Source organism: Enterobacter cloacae complex sp., assembly GCF_900322725.1.
Taxonomy (GTDB): domain Bacteria; phylum Pseudomonadota; class Gammaproteobacteria; order Enterobacterales; family Enterobacteriaceae; genus Enterobacter; species Enterobacter quasihormaechei.
Genome location: NZ_LT991957.1, coordinates 4279806 through 4294662 on the forward strand (window position 1 = coordinate 4279806; position 14857 = coordinate 4294662).

At 56.2% G+C, this 14857-nt stretch carries 15 protein-coding genes; 9 read left to right on the forward strand and 6 right to left on the reverse strand.

Annotated elements, in window-relative coordinates; translation table 11 throughout:
- The first annotated feature begins 59 nt into the window (after window positions 1-59).
- Window positions 60-599, forward strand: a complete 540-nt coding sequence (gene rimL, locus DBR02_RS21010) for a 50S ribosomal protein L7/L12-serine acetyltransferase (protein ID WP_107535330.1) — start codon at window positions 60-62, stop codon at window positions 597-599.
- Here rimL and ydcK read toward each other — a convergent pair.
- On the reverse strand, window positions 594-1574 hold the full coding sequence (gene ydcK, locus DBR02_RS21015; protein WP_107535331.1) for a YdcK family protein: 981 nt from the start codon (window positions 1572-1574) through the stop codon (window positions 594-596). The genes rimL and ydcK overlap by 6 nt on opposite strands.
- Window positions 1575-1695: 121 nt before the next feature.
- Here ydcK and tehA point away from each other — a divergent pair, with 121 nt between their 5' ends.
- Window positions 1696-2694: a dicarboxylate transporter/tellurite-resistance protein TehA gene (gene tehA, locus DBR02_RS21020; RefSeq protein WP_107535332.1), complete on the forward strand. Its 999-nt coding sequence runs from the start codon at window positions 1696-1698 to the stop codon at window positions 2692-2694.
- Entirely contained in the window at window positions 2691-3284 is a 594-nt protein-coding gene (gene tehB / locus DBR02_RS21025) for a tellurite resistance methyltransferase TehB (protein WP_107535333.1), read from the forward strand. The genes tehA and tehB overlap by 4 nt, the downstream gene beginning before the upstream one ends.
- Here tehB and pepT read toward each other — a convergent pair.
- Entirely contained in the window at window positions 3281-4510 is a 1230-nt protein-coding gene (gene pepT / locus DBR02_RS21030; RefSeq protein ID WP_107535334.1) for a peptidase T, read from the reverse strand. The genes tehB and pepT overlap by 4 nt on opposite strands.
- 111 nt (window positions 4511-4621) lie before the next feature.
- Between pepT and DBR02_RS21035 the strand changes: the two genes are divergently transcribed.
- Window positions 4622-6217: an ABC transporter substrate-binding protein gene (locus DBR02_RS21035; protein WP_107535335.1), complete on the forward strand. Its 1596-nt coding sequence runs from the start codon at window positions 4622-4624 to the stop codon at window positions 6215-6217.
- A gap of 135 nt (window positions 6218-6352) precedes the next feature.
- On the forward strand, window positions 6353-7027 hold the full coding sequence (locus tag DBR02_RS21040) for a DUF3313 domain-containing protein (protein ID WP_063866739.1): 675 nt from the start codon (window positions 6353-6355) through the stop codon (window positions 7025-7027).
- Window positions 7028-7060: 33 nt separating this feature from the next.
- On the opposite strand, the gene DBR02_RS21045 is transcribed toward DBR02_RS21040, so the two are convergent.
- A complete protein-coding gene (locus tag DBR02_RS21045) occupies window positions 7061-7957 on the reverse strand; it encodes a DMT family transporter (protein ID WP_107535336.1) in 897 nt (298 codons plus the stop codon).
- Window positions 7958-8131: 174 nt separating this feature from the next.
- Here DBR02_RS21045 and DBR02_RS21050 point away from each other — a divergent pair, with 174 nt between their 5' ends.
- Window positions 8132-9004: a helix-turn-helix domain-containing protein gene (locus tag DBR02_RS21050; protein WP_107535337.1), complete on the forward strand. Its 873-nt coding sequence runs from the start codon at window positions 8132-8134 to the stop codon at window positions 9002-9004.
- Here DBR02_RS21050 and DBR02_RS21055 read toward each other — a convergent pair.
- Entirely contained in the window at window positions 8984-10150 is a 1167-nt protein-coding gene (locus tag DBR02_RS21055) for a benzoate/H(+) symporter BenE family transporter (protein ID WP_107535338.1), read from the reverse strand. The genes DBR02_RS21050 and DBR02_RS21055 overlap by 21 nt on opposite strands.
- Window positions 10151-10241: 91 nt before the next feature.
- Between DBR02_RS21055 and DBR02_RS21060 the strand changes: the two genes are divergently transcribed.
- Together DBR02_RS21060 and DBR02_RS21065 are read left to right on the forward strand one after the other, a co-directional pair.
- Entirely contained in the window at window positions 10242-10769 is a 528-nt protein-coding gene (locus DBR02_RS21060) for a helix-turn-helix domain-containing protein (RefSeq protein ID WP_107535339.1), read from the forward strand.
- 80 nt (window positions 10770-10849) lie between these two features.
- On the forward strand, window positions 10850-12814 hold the full coding sequence (locus DBR02_RS21065) for a peptidase U32 family protein (RefSeq protein ID WP_107535340.1): 1965 nt from the start codon (window positions 10850-10852) through the stop codon (window positions 12812-12814).
- Here DBR02_RS21065 and DBR02_RS21070 read toward each other — a convergent pair.
- Entirely contained in the window at window positions 12811-13044 is a 234-nt protein-coding gene (locus DBR02_RS21070; RefSeq protein ID WP_107535341.1) for a DUF2554 family protein, read from the reverse strand. The genes DBR02_RS21065 and DBR02_RS21070 overlap by 4 nt on opposite strands.
- A 243-nt stretch (window positions 13045-13287) precedes the next feature.
- Here DBR02_RS21070 and DBR02_RS21075 point away from each other — a divergent pair, with 243 nt between their 5' ends.
- Window positions 13288-13650 carry a hypothetical protein gene (locus DBR02_RS21075; protein ID WP_015570547.1) on the forward strand — a complete coding sequence of 121 codons (363 nt, stop codon included), beginning with the start codon at window positions 13288-13290 and terminating at the stop codon, window positions 13648-13650.
- Between the two features lie 148 nt (window positions 13651-13798).
- Here DBR02_RS21075 and ftrA read toward each other — a convergent pair whose 3' ends face one another.
- Entirely contained in the window at window positions 13799-14797 is a 999-nt protein-coding gene (gene ftrA / locus DBR02_RS21080) for a transcriptional regulator FtrA (RefSeq protein WP_107535342.1), read from the reverse strand.
- Window positions 14798-14857 lie beyond the last annotated feature (60 nt).

Genomic DNA, 14857 nt, shown 5'->3' on the forward strand with positions numbered 1-14857 from the left:
TCATTTTGGGATTGTGCCGGGTAAGCGTTAGCGCCACCCGGCAATTAATAAGAGGCACTATGTCTTCAGAAATTATCCCCGTTAACCAGGATATTGAGCTTCGCGCCGTTGAAGGACGTTATACCGCCGATCTGCATAACCTCGTGATTAAAAACAAAACCTGGCTGCAAACCGCCTTTGACTGGGCGCAGCATGTCGGCAGCGAAGAGGACACGCGACGCAACGTGCAGAGCAACCAGATGCTGCACGAGCGCGGTTACGCCAAAATGTTCCTGATTTTCATGAACGACGCGCTGGTGGGCGTGCTCTCCTTTAATGCCATCGAGCCTGCGAACAAGGCCGGGTACATTGGCTACTGGCTCGACGAAGCGCATCAGGGGCAGGGCATTCTCTCTCAGGCGCTCCAGGCGTTTATGCGCTATTACGTTGAGCGCGGCGAGATCCGCCGCTTTGTCATTAAATGTCGCGTAGATAACCAGAACAGTAACCGTGTGGCTCAGCGCAACGGTTTTGCGCTGGAAGGATGCCTGCGGGAAGCGGAAATGCTCAATGGCCGCTACGATGACGTGAATCTTTACGCCAGGCTTTTCCCGCTATAGTGCCCCCAGCAGCGGCGTTCGGGTGATCCGCGTGTCGCCGTTGATCACTTTCGATCCCCGGACGTGAATGCTTTCACCCTCAAGCGCCTCAATAACCGCATCGTCTGAAATTTCCACCTGATGCTCAATCAGTACATCGCCACTGATACGCGCCCGGCCCTGAATCACGACGTGGTCGTCAATCAGGATCGGCCCGCCGCGCAACCACGCCTCGCCGCCTATCAGCACGTGATGTTTAATAACGCAGTTGCCTTCGACGAGGGCGTTTTCCGCAACCTGTGAACTGTACCGCAACGTCGGGATAGCATCGTCCTCTGAACCGGCCAGCAGGCGGGCGTTGCCGTACACTTTGGCGCAGTCGCATACCCAGACGTTATTAAGCGCGTTGCCCTCAAGAATGGCGCGATCGAACACCTCCGCGCGGTGCTCTACAAAGGCCCAGGTCACCATGGCATCGCCGTAAATTTGCGCCTGATGCACAATACGCGACTGGCTGACCGTGGCGCTGTCGTAGATTTGCAGGATCTGCTCGCGGTCGGGCGTAAGCCCTTTGGCTGCGATCACCATGCTGTTATGCAGCACCCGCGCATCACCTGCGATGCGGCATTCCCCGCGCACCGTAGAGTGCTGGATGGTGACGTTGTCACTTATTATCGCGCCGTGACTCACCTCGGCGGCGTCCAGCCAGCTGTTGCCGCTAACGTGTGCGCGGTGGCTTACGATACAGGGTTGGGTAAGGCGGGCATTACCGGATACCCGAGCACCGGCAAAGACCACGCTGTTTTCATCGTAAATCCAGCAATCCCCGTCCTGTGCGAGGGCGTTCTCATCCTCAACCCAACCGCCTTTTGTCCCGCGGGCAACATCGTTAAAATCGTCCACGGCAACGATCTGTCTGAGGGGCGTTGTGCACGGCGTGGTCCCGTCCTGCCAGCGCCACAGACGGGTTTCATTGCTAAGCCGATATTTTGTCATCGTCTGATCCCTGAAAAGCCTTTCACTAAACGTAGCAAACTTTTGGCTTGTCGAAGTGCTGGCGTCCACACGGGAAACCCCTTAAAATGGCATTTCAAATGCATTTTAAAGTTTAAAAAAAATGCATAATCAAAACCAACGCGTTCTTAACTTGCCCACCGGGTACTTTGGCATGGTATTGGGTACCATTGGCATGGGGTTCGCCTGGCGTTATGCCAGCACTGTCTGGCCGGTTACGCGCTGGCCGGGAGAGATCCTGGTGGCGCTGGCGGTGACGATCTGGTTCTTTTTGAGCGTGGCGTTTCTCACCCGTGCGGTACGGTTTCCACGCAGCGTGCTGGCAGAGATGCGACATCCTGTAATGAGCAGTTTTGTCAGCCTGTTTCCCGCCACAACGATGCTGGTGGCCATCGGCTTCGTGCCGTGGTACCGCCCGATGTCGCTGGTGTTATTTAGTGTGGGCGTGGTGATCCAGCTTGCGTATGCCGCCTGGCAAAGCGCCGGGCTGTGGCGCGGTAAGCACCCGGGAGAGGCGACAACGCCGGGCCTCTATCTGCCGACGGTGGCGAACAATTTTATTAGCGCGATGGCCTGCGGCGCGCTGGGTTTCCACGATGCCGGACTGGTGTTTCTTGGCGCCGGCGTCTTTTCCTGGCTGAGCCTGGAGCCGGTCATTTTGCAGCGCCTGCGCAGCGCCGGCGAACTGCCCGCAGCGCTTCGTACCTCGCTCGGGATCCAGCTTGCGCCAGCCCTGGTGGCCTGTAGCGCCTGGCTTAGCGTCAACGGTGGCGAAGCGGACACCTTTGCCAAAATGCTGTTTGGCTATGGCCTGTTGCAGCTGCTGTTTATGCTGCGTCTGATGCCGTGGTATCTGTCGCAGCCGTTCAACGCGTCGTTCTGGAGCTTCTCGTTCGGGGTCTCGGCGCTGGCGACCACCGGTTTGCATCTTGGGCAAAGCAGCCCGTCAGGGTTCTTTCACGCCCTTGCTGTTCCACTGTTTATTTTCACCAACGTCATCATCGCGATGCTGCTGGTCCGTACTTTTATCTTGCTGATGCAGGGCAAACTTCTGGTGCGCGCTGATAAGGCACTGCTTATGCAATCTGAGGAAAAACAATGACTGTCGATGAAAACTACTTTACCGAGAAATATGGTCTGACCCGTACGCACTCAGAGGTGCTACATAGCGCGAATATTGTTAAGCCGGGTAAAACGCTCGATCTCGGTTGCGGAAATGGCCGTAACAGCCTTTACCTGGCGGCCAACGGCTATGACGTGACGGCGTGGGATAAAAACCCGATGAGCATCGATAACATTGAGCGCATTAAGGCGGCGGAAGGGATTACGAATCTGCAAACGGCGATTCAGGATCTGAACAGCCTGACCTTTGACGGCGAATATGACTTTATTCTTTCTACCGTCGTACTGATGTTCCTTGAGGCGAAAACCATCCCTGGTCTTATCGCCAATATGCAGCGCTGCACCAGGCCGGGCGGCTATAACCTGATCGTTGCGGCGATGGATACCGAGGATTATCCGTGTACCGTTGGCTTCCCGTTTGCGCTCAAAACCGGTGAGCTGAGCAACTATTACCAAGGCTGGGAGCTGCTCAAGTACAACGAAGAGGTGGGTGAACTCCACCGTACCGATGCCAACGGGAACCGTATCAAGCTGCGCTTCGCCACCCTGCTTGCACGCAAGCCCGCTTAACGCGCGGCCAGCAGACAGAGTTGCAGGGCGGTGCGGTAGGACGCCTCGAACGACGACAGCGGCAAAAACTCAAACTTTGAATGGAAGTTATGGGCGCCGGTGAAGAAGTTCGGGGTGAGCAAGCCTTTGGCTGACAGCGCTGCGCCGTCCGTGCCGCCGCGCATCGGCGTTGGCTTGGGCGCGATACCGAGCGATTCCATTGCCTCGAACATCAGGTCGATGGCGCGGCGATCTTCACCAATCGCGTTACTGATATTGCTGTAGGTGTCCTCAATGTGGACTTCCACGTTTGCCGTAGGGTGCTGCGCGGCTATTTGCGCCGCCACATCGGTAATTTGCTGCTTGCGGGCGGCAAAACCCTCTTTGTCGAAATCACGGATGTTGGCTTTCAGCACCGCTTCGTTTTGTCCGGCCTGGATACCGTTAAACCAGATGTAGCCCTCGCGCCCTTCGGTGCATTCCGGAGTTTGCTGGCGATCGAACTGGCTGATGAAGTCCGTGGCCATCAGGAGTGGGTTGACCAGCACCCCTTTGGCGGACATCGGGTGGGCCGTTACGCCGGTAAAGCGAATGTCAGCCGCTGCCGCGTTGAAGTTCTCATAAACAATTTCCCCCAGTTCGCAGCAGTCGATGGTCCAGGCAAAATCGACGTCAAAGCGCTTCAAATCCAGCGCTTTCGCACCGCACAGGCCAATCTCCTCGTCAGGCACAAACGCCACCACAATATCGCCATGCTTATGCTCGGCCGTCAGGTTTTCCAGTACCGTCATAACCACGGTGACGGCCGCTTTATTATCTGCGCCTAATACGCTGGTTCCGTCGCTGAAAACAATCTCTTCATTAGGGTACGCCAGAATTTCCGGGTGCTCTTTGACGCGCAGCCAGATCCCTTTCTCTTTATTCAGGCAGAGATCTTCACCCCTAAACGTTAATATTTGCGGATGAATATCCGGAGATAAACCGACGTCCACCGTGTCGATATGGGTAATAAAACCAATGCGCGGCGCACCCGCGACATTGCCTTTTTTCACGGCGGTAACGGTAGCGAATTCATCTATCACAATGTCGTCCAACCCCAGCTTTTCCAGCTCGTTCGCCAGTTCCCGCGCCATGTCGTGCTGGCCCGGCGTGGAGGGCAACGTTTTCACTTTTGGATCGCTCTGGCTGGTAATGGCGAGATAACGAAAAAAGCGACGGGTTAATTGTCTGGAGAGTTCAGAGCCCATAGTGTTTCCTTCTGTATTTATTTTTCATGTGTTTGCGCCATCACTTTAATGTTATTTATGGAACGGCAAAAGAAGTAATTAGCCGTCGAATTAAAAAGACAGGAAATAATGATGAAAAGCACATTCACAACGATAACGCTGGCGCTGGCTGCGCTGACGGTCAGTTCCACCGTCGCGGCAAAAACGCTGGTGTATTGCTCTGAAGGATCGCCGGAAAACTTCAATCCTCAGCTATACACCTCGGGAACCAGCGTGGATGCCAGCGCCGTACCGGTTTATAACCGTCTGGTCGATTTCACACCCGGCACCACCGAGCTGGTGCCGAGCCTGGCCGAAAGCTGGGAGGTGAGCGAGGATGGCAAGATCTACACCTTCCACCTGCGCAAAGGGGTGAAATTCCACAGTAATAAGCTGTTTACGCCGACGCGCGACTTCAACGCGGATGACGTGATTTTCTCGTTTATGCGCCAGAAGGATGTGAATCATCCTTATCATAACGTCTCGAACGGCAGCTATTCCAACTTTGAAAGCCTGGAGTTTGGCAGCCTGATAACGGCCATCGACAAGGTTGATGAGCACACCGTGCGCTTCACCCTGGCGCACCCGGAAGCGCCATTTGTCGCTGACCTGGCGTGGTATTTTGCCTCCATTCTGTCGGCGGAATATGCCGATGCCATGCTGAAAGCGGGCACGCCAGAAAAGGTCGATATGCAGCCGATTGGCACCGGTCCGTTTAAGCTGGCGCAGTACCAGAAGGATTCCCGCATCCTCTTTACCGCCTTCCCGCAATACTGGCAGGGGAAATCGAAGCTGGATCGTCTGGTGTTCACCATCACGCCGGACGCCTCGGTGCGTTTTGCCAAAGTTGAGAAGAACGAGTGCCAGGTGATGCCGTTTCCGAATCCGGCGGATCTGCCGCGCATGAAGGCCAACAAAGACATCAATCTGATGAGCAAGGCCGGCCTGAATACCGGTTTCCTGGCGTTTAACACGCAAAAGCCGCCGCTGGATAACCTGAAGGTGCGCCAGGCGCTGGCGATGGCGATTAATAAACCCGCCATCATTGACGCGGTGTTCCACGGAACCGGCACGGCGGCGAAAAACCTGCTGCCGCCTGGCGTCTGGAGTGCCGACAGCGCGCTGAAAGACTACGATTACGCTCCTGAAAAAGCGAAGGCGCTGCTAAAGGCGGCGGGATTTGCCAACGGCGTCAGCATCGAACTGTGGGCCATGCCGGTGCAGCGGCCTTATAACCCGAACGCGAAACGGATGGCTGAAATGATCCAGGCGGACTGGGCGAAAGTAGGCGTACAGACCAAAATCGTGACCTATGAATGGGGCGAATACCTGAAGCGCGTGAAAGGAGGGGAACATCAGGCCGCGCTGATGGGCTGGACAACGGCGACGGGCGATCCGGATAACTTCTTCGGGCCGCTGTTTACCTGTACGTCCGCCAACGGCGGGTCGAACTCGGCAAAATGGTGTTATAAGCCCTTTGATAACCTGATTGCCGAAGCTAAATCGATAACCGATCGCGAAAAACGCGTGGCGCTGTACAAGCAGGCGCAGCAGATGATGCACGATCAAATGCCGGCGGTGATGATTGCCCACTCGACCATTTTTGAGCCGGTCCGTAAAGAGGTCACGGGCTATGAAATCGATCCCTTCGGCAAGCACCTGTTCTGGCAAGTGGATCTGAAAGAGTAATAGTTATACTGCCCGGTTTCAGCCGGGCACTATTTTCGCTATTTGTGCTGTCTTCGTCATTTTTTGCCACACCACGTTCCCTCCTTTTTTGTTATAACTTCAACTGCATACTTGCAGATAACATGGAATACCATCATGCGTACTCAGACTTTTTTTAAAGTTGCAGTGCTTTCTGGCCTGTTGGCCCTTTCAGGCTGCGCGTCAAAAGTCGCAGCCCCCGAGCAGTATTCAGGCTTTTTAAAAGATTACTCAGGCTTGCAGGAGATGACATCTGCAACCGGAAAGCCAACCCTGCGTTGGGTTGATCCTTCCTACAATGAGGCGAATTACGACAGCATTATCTGGACGCCGATTACCTATTACCCGGCGCCAAAACCGACCACTCAGCTTGGGCAAAAAACGCTTGATGAGGTGTTGAGTTATACCAATACCAAACTGAAAACCGCGATTGGCCAGCGTAAGCCGATTGTCACGACGCCAGGCAAACATAGCCTGATTTTCCGTGGCGCCATCACCGGTGTGAGCTCGGACAAAGAAGGTTTGCAGTTCTATGAAGTGGTTCCTGTCGCGCTGCTGGTTGCGGGAACGCAGATGGCAACTGGCCATCGCACCATGGATACGCATCTGTTCTTTGAAGGCGAGCTGATCGATGCGGCCACCAACAAACCGGTGATTAAAGTTGTTCGTAAAGGTGAAGGTGAAGAGCTGGCAAATGAAAATACGCCGATAGGCTTCGCCACGCTGAAACAGGTTGTGGATGACATGGCGACGGATGCCACCATGTTTGATGTTCATCAGACTGCAAAATAATCAACACGGCCTGCACCTTCGCAGGCCGTTTTTTTATGCCGTCCGCAGGCGTCGGAACCAGGTCTCCGGTTTGGTAAACATCACCATATTTCCCCCCAGTATCAGCAGCAGGCCTGCGATTCCGTTGAGATGCCATACGTAGCCCTCGTAGATTGTTGATATCGACAGGGCCACCAGCGGGAACAGCAGGGTGCTGTACGCGGCTTTACCGGGACCAATGCGGCCCACCAGCGTAAAGTAGGCTCCGAAGGCAATCACCGAGCCAAACAGCGCAAGATACAGCAGCGCCCCCATATAGCTCACTGTCCATTCCGGCATAAAGCTATCGCCCCTGAAGAGGGCGATAAGGCCCATCACGACGGTGCCATAAAGCATCGCCCAGGCATTGGTGGTCATCGTTTCCAGCCCGTTGCGCTGATGACGCATGCTGATCATATTGCCCAGCGAGAAGCCGTAGGTGCCGAGGGCGGAAAGCCCAATGCCGGTGAGCAACGACGGGCTCCAGCCGCTGGCGAGCAGATCGTTCCAGAACAGGGTGATGATCCCGATAAGCCCCAGCGCTGCCGCCATCCAGAAGCGTGCGGGCGGGCGCTGGCCGAAGAAGATAAAGCTGTTGATGGCGTTATACAGCACGGCCATCGAGAAGATCACCGACTCAAGGCCGGTATTGATATGGGCGGCGGCGGTGTAAAAGCACCAGAAGTTGAAGCAGAATACGCAGCAGCCCTGAAGCAGGCAGTAGAGGTGATCCCGCAGCGCCAGCCTGCGCAGGCGGCGAAGGGCGAGGAGGACAATCATCATCGTGGCGCTGGCCACGGCAAAGCGCCAGAAAATGGAAACCGGGGCGGGAACCGGCCCCTGTTGCAGAAAAATAGCGATCCAGGTCGTACCCCAGATAACAACGACCAGCCCATAGAGTAATGCGTTCATGGTTTCTCTCTTCTCATACCGCGAAAAAACCCAGTGTGACAAAAGCGCGGGCGGGCGGCTTTCATCGGCTTGCGCCGGACTTGCACATTCTTGCGCTTTTTTCTCACGCGAACGCTGGTAACAGGCTGCAACACTTCATAGACTGACAGTCTGATTAATCACCTGTTTACGGCCATGTCTCTCGTTTACGACACCTTTGAAACGTTACGCCAACAAAATGCGGTGCTGCGGGAAACCGTCGCGCTCAATTCTGGTATTCAACTGGCGGCGTGGTACAACAAGCACGATACGATCACCGTAAAAAGCAACCACCATACGCTCAGCCTGTACGTGGCGGATGGCTATGAAAGCTATCAAAAAACCCCCGGTGGCTGGAAAAATGGCGGCGGGCCGGATCGTTTTTGCCTGATGCCTGAAGAGAGCGAATCCACGTGGGATATTCGTGACGACCTGTCGTTCGTCCACCTTTACTGCACCGATGAACATCTGCGGGACGTGGGGGAGAAAATCTGGGATAAACGTCCGCTATCGCTGACGCTGGATGAAAAAATCTTTGGCAGCGATCCGAAAATCACCGCCCTCTATCGCCAGTTTTTGCTGGGCTGCGACTGGCAGCAAAATGCCAACCAGCTCACCCTGAGCACCGCGTCGACCTTACTGCTGACGCATTTAGTCCAGCATTATTCCAGCGTACAGTGGAAGTTACCGGTGGTCACCGGCGGGTTATCGCCGTTTGTGCTGCGTAACGTAGTGGCCTTTATCGAGGAAAATCTGGCGCAACCCTTAACGCTGGCGGAGCTGGCGGGTCAGGCCGCACTCAGCGAGTATCACTTCGCCAGAATGTTCCGCCAGTCGATGGGGCTGGCGCCGCATCAGTACGTCATGCAGCGCCGCATGGAGAAGGCCAAAGCGCTGGTGCAGCACACCACCACGCCGCTCACCGACATCGCGCTGGCCTGCGGATTCAACTCCGCCAGCCACTTCAGTAACCGTTTTCGCAGCATGACGGGGATGACGCCGTCCCAGTTACGCGCGACGAAGGCGTGAAAAGACCGCGTAACATAACCCACCCAGTACCAGCCCCCAGAAGGCGGAGCCAATCCCCAGGATCGTGACGCCGCTGGCGGTCATCAGGAAGGTGACGATCGCCGCGTCGCGCTCCGCTTCATGATTCAGCGCCTGATACAGACTGCCGCTAATCGTACCGAGAAGCGCCAGACCGGCCAGCGTCTGGATCCCGCTCAGCGGCAGGGCGGCCATCAGCCCGGAAATCGAGCCGCCGAAAACCCCCGCCAGCAGATAAAACCCGCCTGCGGCCGCCGCGGCCAGCCAGCGTTTACTGGCATCCGGGTGGGCGTCCGGGCTCTGGCAAATGGCGGCGGTGATGGCGGCGATGCAAATGGAATAGACGCCGAAGGGGGATAACACCAGCGCCAGCCCGCCGGTCGCAACGATAAGCGGTGAGACCGCCAGCGGGTAGCCCGAAGCCTGCATGGTGGCGAAGCCGGGCGCATTCTGCGACGCCATGGTCACCAGAAAGAAGGGCAAGCCGATGCTTATCAGGCTGGTGAACGTGAACGCAGGGGCAATAAATTCAGGCATGATAACCGATAACGTCATTTTATCGGTGACAACGTCACCTCCAGCCCAGGCCGCGAGAATGCCCACCAGCAGCGTGAAGACAATGGCGTAACGGGGAGCCACGGCTTTGGCCACCAGCCAGGCGGCCAGCATACTGCCGCAAAGAAAAAGGTGCCCCTCAAGGTTGCTGAATGCCTTCAGGCCGAACTGTAACAGCACGCCCGCGAGCATAGCGGCGGCAAGCGAGTGCGGGATCAGCTTCATCAGCCGGGCAAACAGGCCGGTCACGCCGCACAGCAGGATCAGCGCATTTGCAAACATAAATACCCCGATGGTTTCCGCCAGCGTGACGCCATGCAGGCTGGTGGCGAGCAGCGCCGCGCCGGGCGTTGACCAGGCGGTCAGCACCGGCGCCTTGTACCACCACGATAACGCAAGCGTGCTGATCCCCATCCCGAGGCCCAGCGCGGTCATCCATCCGCCGATTTGCTGTGGGGTTGCGCCTGCCGCCGCGGCGGCCTGCCAGATAATGGCGGCAGAGCTGGCATAGCCCACCAGGACGGCAACAAAACCGGCCAGTACGGCAGGAAAGAGAGGGGCAGTCGATCGCATGGGAACTCCGTTGTGCGTTATAACGTCCGGCGTAAGGTATCACTGTGCGCTATAGCGTACAAGTGGTATGCTTCGCACAACGGGAGGAACCATGGATATTACGCAACACCTTGCCACTACACTGAAAGCGCTGCGTCAGGCGCGGGGCTGGAGCCTGTCGAAGCTGGCCGAAGAGACGGGCGTGTCGAAAGCGATGCTTGGGCAAGTCGAACGCAACGAGTCCAGCCCGACGGTCTCCACCCTGTGGAAAATCGCCACCGGGCTGAACGTGCCTTTTTCGGCGTTTATTACCCCAGAGAGCGACCCGCAGGCGGTATTTGATCCGCAGCAGCAGGCGATGGTGGTGAAGCCGCTTTTCCCCTGGGACGACCAGCTCAGGTTTGACCATTTCTCCATCACGCTGTCGCCCGGCGCGCTGAGCGAGTCCACCCCGCACGAAGCCGGGGTGATTGAACACGTGGTGGTGATAAGCGGTGAACTGGAGATGCAGATCGACGGCATCTGGCGGACGATTTATGCTGATTCTGGGGTGCGTTTTGCCGGCGACAAACCGCACGCGTACCGCAACAGCAGCGCCCGGACGGTCCATTTTCACTCTCTGATCCATTATCCCCGCTAAAGCGTCGCAAAACGGTTTCACTGACACAGACTTCTGACTACAATAGCCGCCATTTTGACCATAACGGATAACGACGAAGAATGCGCCTGCACTCCCATCATCTTGAACTGCTCAGCCCGGCCCGCGACGCCGCCATTGCCCGTGAAGCCATTCTTCACGGTGCGGATGCCGTCTACATTGGCGGCCCTGGCTTCGGTGCCCGTCATAACGCCAGCAATAGCCTGCGCGATATTGCCGAACTGGTGCCGTTCGCCCACCGTTTCGGGGCGAAGGTGTTCGTGACCCTGAACACCATTCTTCATGATGATGAGCTCGAGCCCGCGCAGCGTCTGATAACCGATCTCTACCAGACCGGCGTTGACGCGCTGATCGTTCAGGATATGGGCGTGCTGGAACTGGATATCCCGCCGATTGAGCTGCACGCCAGCACCCAGTGCGATATCCGCACCGTTGAGAAGGCAAAGTTCCTTTCGGACGTTGGGTTCACACAGATTGTTCTGGCGCGCGAGCTGAACCTGAACCAGATCCGCGATATTCACCAGGCGACCGACGCCACTATTGAATTCTTTATCCACGGTGCGCTGTGCGTGGCGTATTCCGGGCAGTGTAATATCTCTCACGCCCAGACGGGGCGCAGCGCTAACCGGGGCGACTGCTCTCAGGCCTGCCGTCTGCCGTATACCCTGAAAGACGATCAGGGCCGCGTGGTGGCGTTCGAAAAACACCTGCTGTCGATGAAAGATAACGATCAGACGGCGAACCTCGGTGCGCTGATCGACGCTGGCGTGCGCTCCTTCAAAATTGAAGGGCGCTACAAGGACATGAGCTACGTGAAAAATATCACCGCCCATTATCGTCAGATGCTGGATGCCATCATCGACGATCGCGGTGATCTGGCCCGCGCCTCTGCCGGACGTACGGAGCATTTCTTTATTCCGTCCACGGACAAAACTTTCCACCGCGGCAGCACGGATTACTTTGTGAATGCGCGCAAAGGGGATATCGGCGCGTTTGACTCACCGAAGTTTATCGGCCTGCCGGTGGGTGAAGTGCTGAAGGTGGCGAAGGACCATCTCGACGTTCAGGTTACAGAGCCGCTGGCGAACGGCGACGGCCTCAACGTGATGATCAAACGTGAAGTGGTCGGTTTCCGCGCCAACACCGTGGAGAAAACCGGCGAAAACCGCTATCGCGTCTGGCCGAACGAAATGCCTGCCGATCTCTACAAAGCCCGTCCCAACGCGGCGCTGAACCGTAACCTGGACCACAACTGGCAGCAGGCGTTGCTCAAGACCTCCAGCGAGCGCCGCATTGCGGTGGATATCGCGCTGGGGGGCTGGGAAGAGCAGCTGATCCTGACCATGACCTGTGAAGACGGTATCAGCGTAACGCATACCCTCGACGGCATGTTCGAGGTAGCGAACAACGCGGAGAAAGCGCTGAACAACCTGAAGGACGGCGTGGCGAAGCTGGGTCAGACCATTTATTACGCGCGTAATATTGAGGTGAATCTGCCGGATGCGCTGTTCGTGCCGAACAGCCTGCTGAATCAGTTCCGTCGCGAAACGGCTGAGATGCTGGATGACGCGCGCCTGGCAAACTATCCGCGCGGCAGCCGTAAGGCCGAAGCGGTGCCTGCGCCGGTTTATCCGGACACGCATCTCTCCTTCCTGGCGAACGTTTATAACCATAAAGCGCGTGCGTTTTATCATCGTCACGGCGTACAGCTGATTGACGCCGCGTATGAAGCGCATGAAGAGAAGGGCGACGTGCCGGTGATGATCACCAAACACTGCCTGCGGTTTGCCTTTAACCTCTGCCCGAAACAGGCGAAAGGCAATATCAAAAGCTGGAAAGCGACGCCGATGCAGCTGGTGAATGGCGACGAAGTGCTGACGCTGAAATTCGACTGCCGTCCTTGTGAAATGCACGTTATCGGTAAGATGAAGAATCACATCTTCAAAATGCCGTCGCCTGGCAGCATTGTGGCCTCCGTCAGCCCTGACGACTTGATGAAAACCCTGCCGAAGCGTAAAGGCAGCTAACCCGGAAAGTGGGTATCGGGTTTGCGCGATTTCTGCCAGGAATGTCGCTCGCGCAACCCCTCCGCAGATTCCTCTGCCTCGCTGCGTAACGCGTCGCTGTCAGCTTCATGACGAAGCTGATGGTCGGCGTTTTTCACATACAGAAATTCATGTCCTTTGTGCTCCGCCATAATCTGCCCTGAGAACAGAGCGCTTATCAGCAGCAGTAGCGACAACCCTTTTCTGAACATCCTTCATCCCCCGAAAATACGCCAGGGTTATCGTAGGGATAATTTCATAGAGTAATTATTTGACTGTTCAAATTTGAGAAAACAGACTGTCAAAATTTGTGATCGCAATACAGCGCATCTGAGACTATTCTTAAAAGCAATATTGACGTTGTAAACTCCCATTTCTGGTATGAAAAGAGAAGCTAGATTTATGGGGAAATCATTTACAATAAGATTTTTCTGGCTAAGGATTGGATCTAATAAATGAAAAAAATAATCGTGCTATCACTTCTGGGCGTAGTGGTTGCTGTGGGTGCTGCTGCCAGCATCTATTCAAACGAAGAACCAGAATATATTCAGTCAGCGAAAAGCCGCGTCGGATCGTATTTAACCAGTGATTATGGCCGCGTCGAATGTAATAGCACTCAGGTCAGTGAAGATCGCTGGGAGCTGGGCTGCACCAACAAGGCGAGGGGGAAAACCTTTCAGTTTGCCGTTTACCCATCCGAGCAGGCACCGTACGGAGTCTCTCGCGCGTTCTATCTCGAAGCGATTAATGACGATGCCCGCCAGAGCGCCGAGCAGGGGCTGATGCGTTATCTGCAAATTAATACCAAAGCGGGTTAATCGATTCGTTTATGCTTCGTTGAGGCTCACGGTGGTAGATTGCAGGTGATCCACATCCCGGTATGGAATACCGGAGCGTAGATACCAAAATACAAATCTATCCATGCAAGCATTTACCGCCAGAATATGGCGGTTTTTTTTTGCCTTTTTATCGGGTCGGCTGCAAAAACTGCTTTCGATATTGCGTCGGGGAAAGGGCATATTGCTGGCGGAAATGGTGGCGCAGCGTGGCGCTGAGTCCAAAACCGGTTTGTTCTGCAATATTGTCGATGCTGAGTCGGCTATTTTCGAGATAATCCTTCGCCCGCTGCAATCTCGCCGTCAATAACCAGCGCGCGGGCGTGGTTCCGGTCGCGTCCTGGAAACGGCGCAGAAAGGTACGCTGACTCATGCCAACCCGCAGGGCCAGCGACCCGACGGTATGTGGCACGGCAAGATGCTGATGAAGATAATCAAACAGCTGACCCAGGCGCTGACTTTCCCGTAGCTGAGCCACCGGCCGGCTTAGCTGCTGGGTTTGCGAGCCGTCTCTGTGGGGCGGGATCACCAGCCGATGCGCCACGCGGTTTGCCGCCTCCATACCGTAATCCCGGCGCACCACGTGCAGGCACAGATCGATCCCCGCCGCGCTGCCGGCGGAGGTAAGAATATCCCCCTCGTCCTGATACAGCACATCTTCAACCACGGTGACGGCGGGATAACGTGATTTCAGCGCGTGCGTGTAACGCCAGTGGGTGGTCGCCTTCCGCCCGTTGAGCAGGCCCGTGGCTGCCAGCACAAAAACGCCAGAACAGATTGAGAGCAGCTGACAGCCGCGGGCGTGCGCCGCGCATAACGCCTGACAGAGCGCCTCGGGTACGGGGGCGTCCAGCCCTCGCCAGCCGGGTACGACTACCAGATCCGCCGTCTCCAGCAGGTGCAGATCGCCATCGGCCAGAATGCGTATCCCGCCCGTTGCCCGGAGTTCGCCTTCATCCACGCTCGCCACGGCGAACCGATACCAGTCGTCGCCCATCTCCGGGCGCGGCAAGCCAAAGATTTCTACCGCCACGCCAAACTCAAAGGTGCACAAACCGTCATACGCCAGCACGACCGCGCGCGGGGGAGTGTGTCGTAAATTTGTCATCTTTTTGCTGTTTTCTGGCATAGGTGGAGGCATTCATGGGCTGTATTAAGGGATAGAGTAGTGTTAACACAAACACCACAA

Bases quoted from the DNA above. Each gene is read 5' to 3' on its own strand.
- DBR02_RS21035 (WP_107535335.1), top strand. From the start codon at position 4,622: ATGAAAAGCACATTCACAACGATAACGCTGGCGCTGGCTGCGCTGACG.
- DBR02_RS21045 (WP_107535336.1), bottom strand. From the start codon at position 7,957: ATGAACGCATTACTCTATGGGCTGGTCGTTGTTATCTGGGGTACGACC.
- DBR02_RS21040 (WP_063866739.1), top strand. From the start codon at position 6,353: ATGCGTACTCAGACTTTTTTTAAAGTTGCAGTGCTTTCTGGCCTGTTG.
- tehA (WP_107535332.1), top strand. From the start codon at position 1,696: ATGCATAATCAAAACCAACGCGTTCTTAACTTGCCCACCGGGTACTTT.
- rimL (WP_107535330.1), top strand. From the start codon at position 60: ATGTCTTCAGAAATTATCCCCGTTAACCAGGATATTGAGCTTCGCGCC.
- DBR02_RS21055 (WP_107535338.1), bottom strand. From the start codon at position 10,150: ATGCGATCGACTGCCCCTCTCTTTCCTGCCGTACTGGCCGGTTTTGTT.
- DBR02_RS21060 (WP_107535339.1), top strand. From the start codon at position 10,242: ATGGATATTACGCAACACCTTGCCACTACACTGAAAGCGCTGCGTCAG.
- ftrA (WP_107535342.1), bottom strand. From the start codon at position 14,797: ATGCCAGAAAACAGCAAAAAGATGACAAATTTACGACACACTCCCCCG.
- tehB (WP_107535333.1), top strand. From the start codon at position 2,691: ATGACTGTCGATGAAAACTACTTTACCGAGAAATATGGTCTGACCCGT.
- pepT (WP_107535334.1), bottom strand. From the start codon at position 4,510: ATGGGCTCTGAACTCTCCAGACAATTAACCCGTCGCTTTTTTCGTTAT.
- DBR02_RS21070 (WP_107535341.1), bottom strand. From the start codon at position 13,044: ATGTTCAGAAAAGGGTTGTCGCTACTGCTGCTGATAAGCGCTCTGTTC.
- DBR02_RS21050 (WP_107535337.1), top strand. From the start codon at position 8,132: ATGTCTCTCGTTTACGACACCTTTGAAACGTTACGCCAACAAAATGCG.
- DBR02_RS21075 (WP_015570547.1), top strand. From the start codon at position 13,288: ATGAAAAAAATAATCGTGCTATCACTTCTGGGCGTAGTGGTTGCTGTG.
- DBR02_RS21065 (WP_107535340.1), top strand. From the start codon at position 10,850: ATGCGCCTGCACTCCCATCATCTTGAACTGCTCAGCCCGGCCCGCGAC.
- ydcK (WP_107535331.1), bottom strand. From the start codon at position 1,574: ATGACAAAATATCGGCTTAGCAATGAAACCCGTCTGTGGCGCTGGCAG.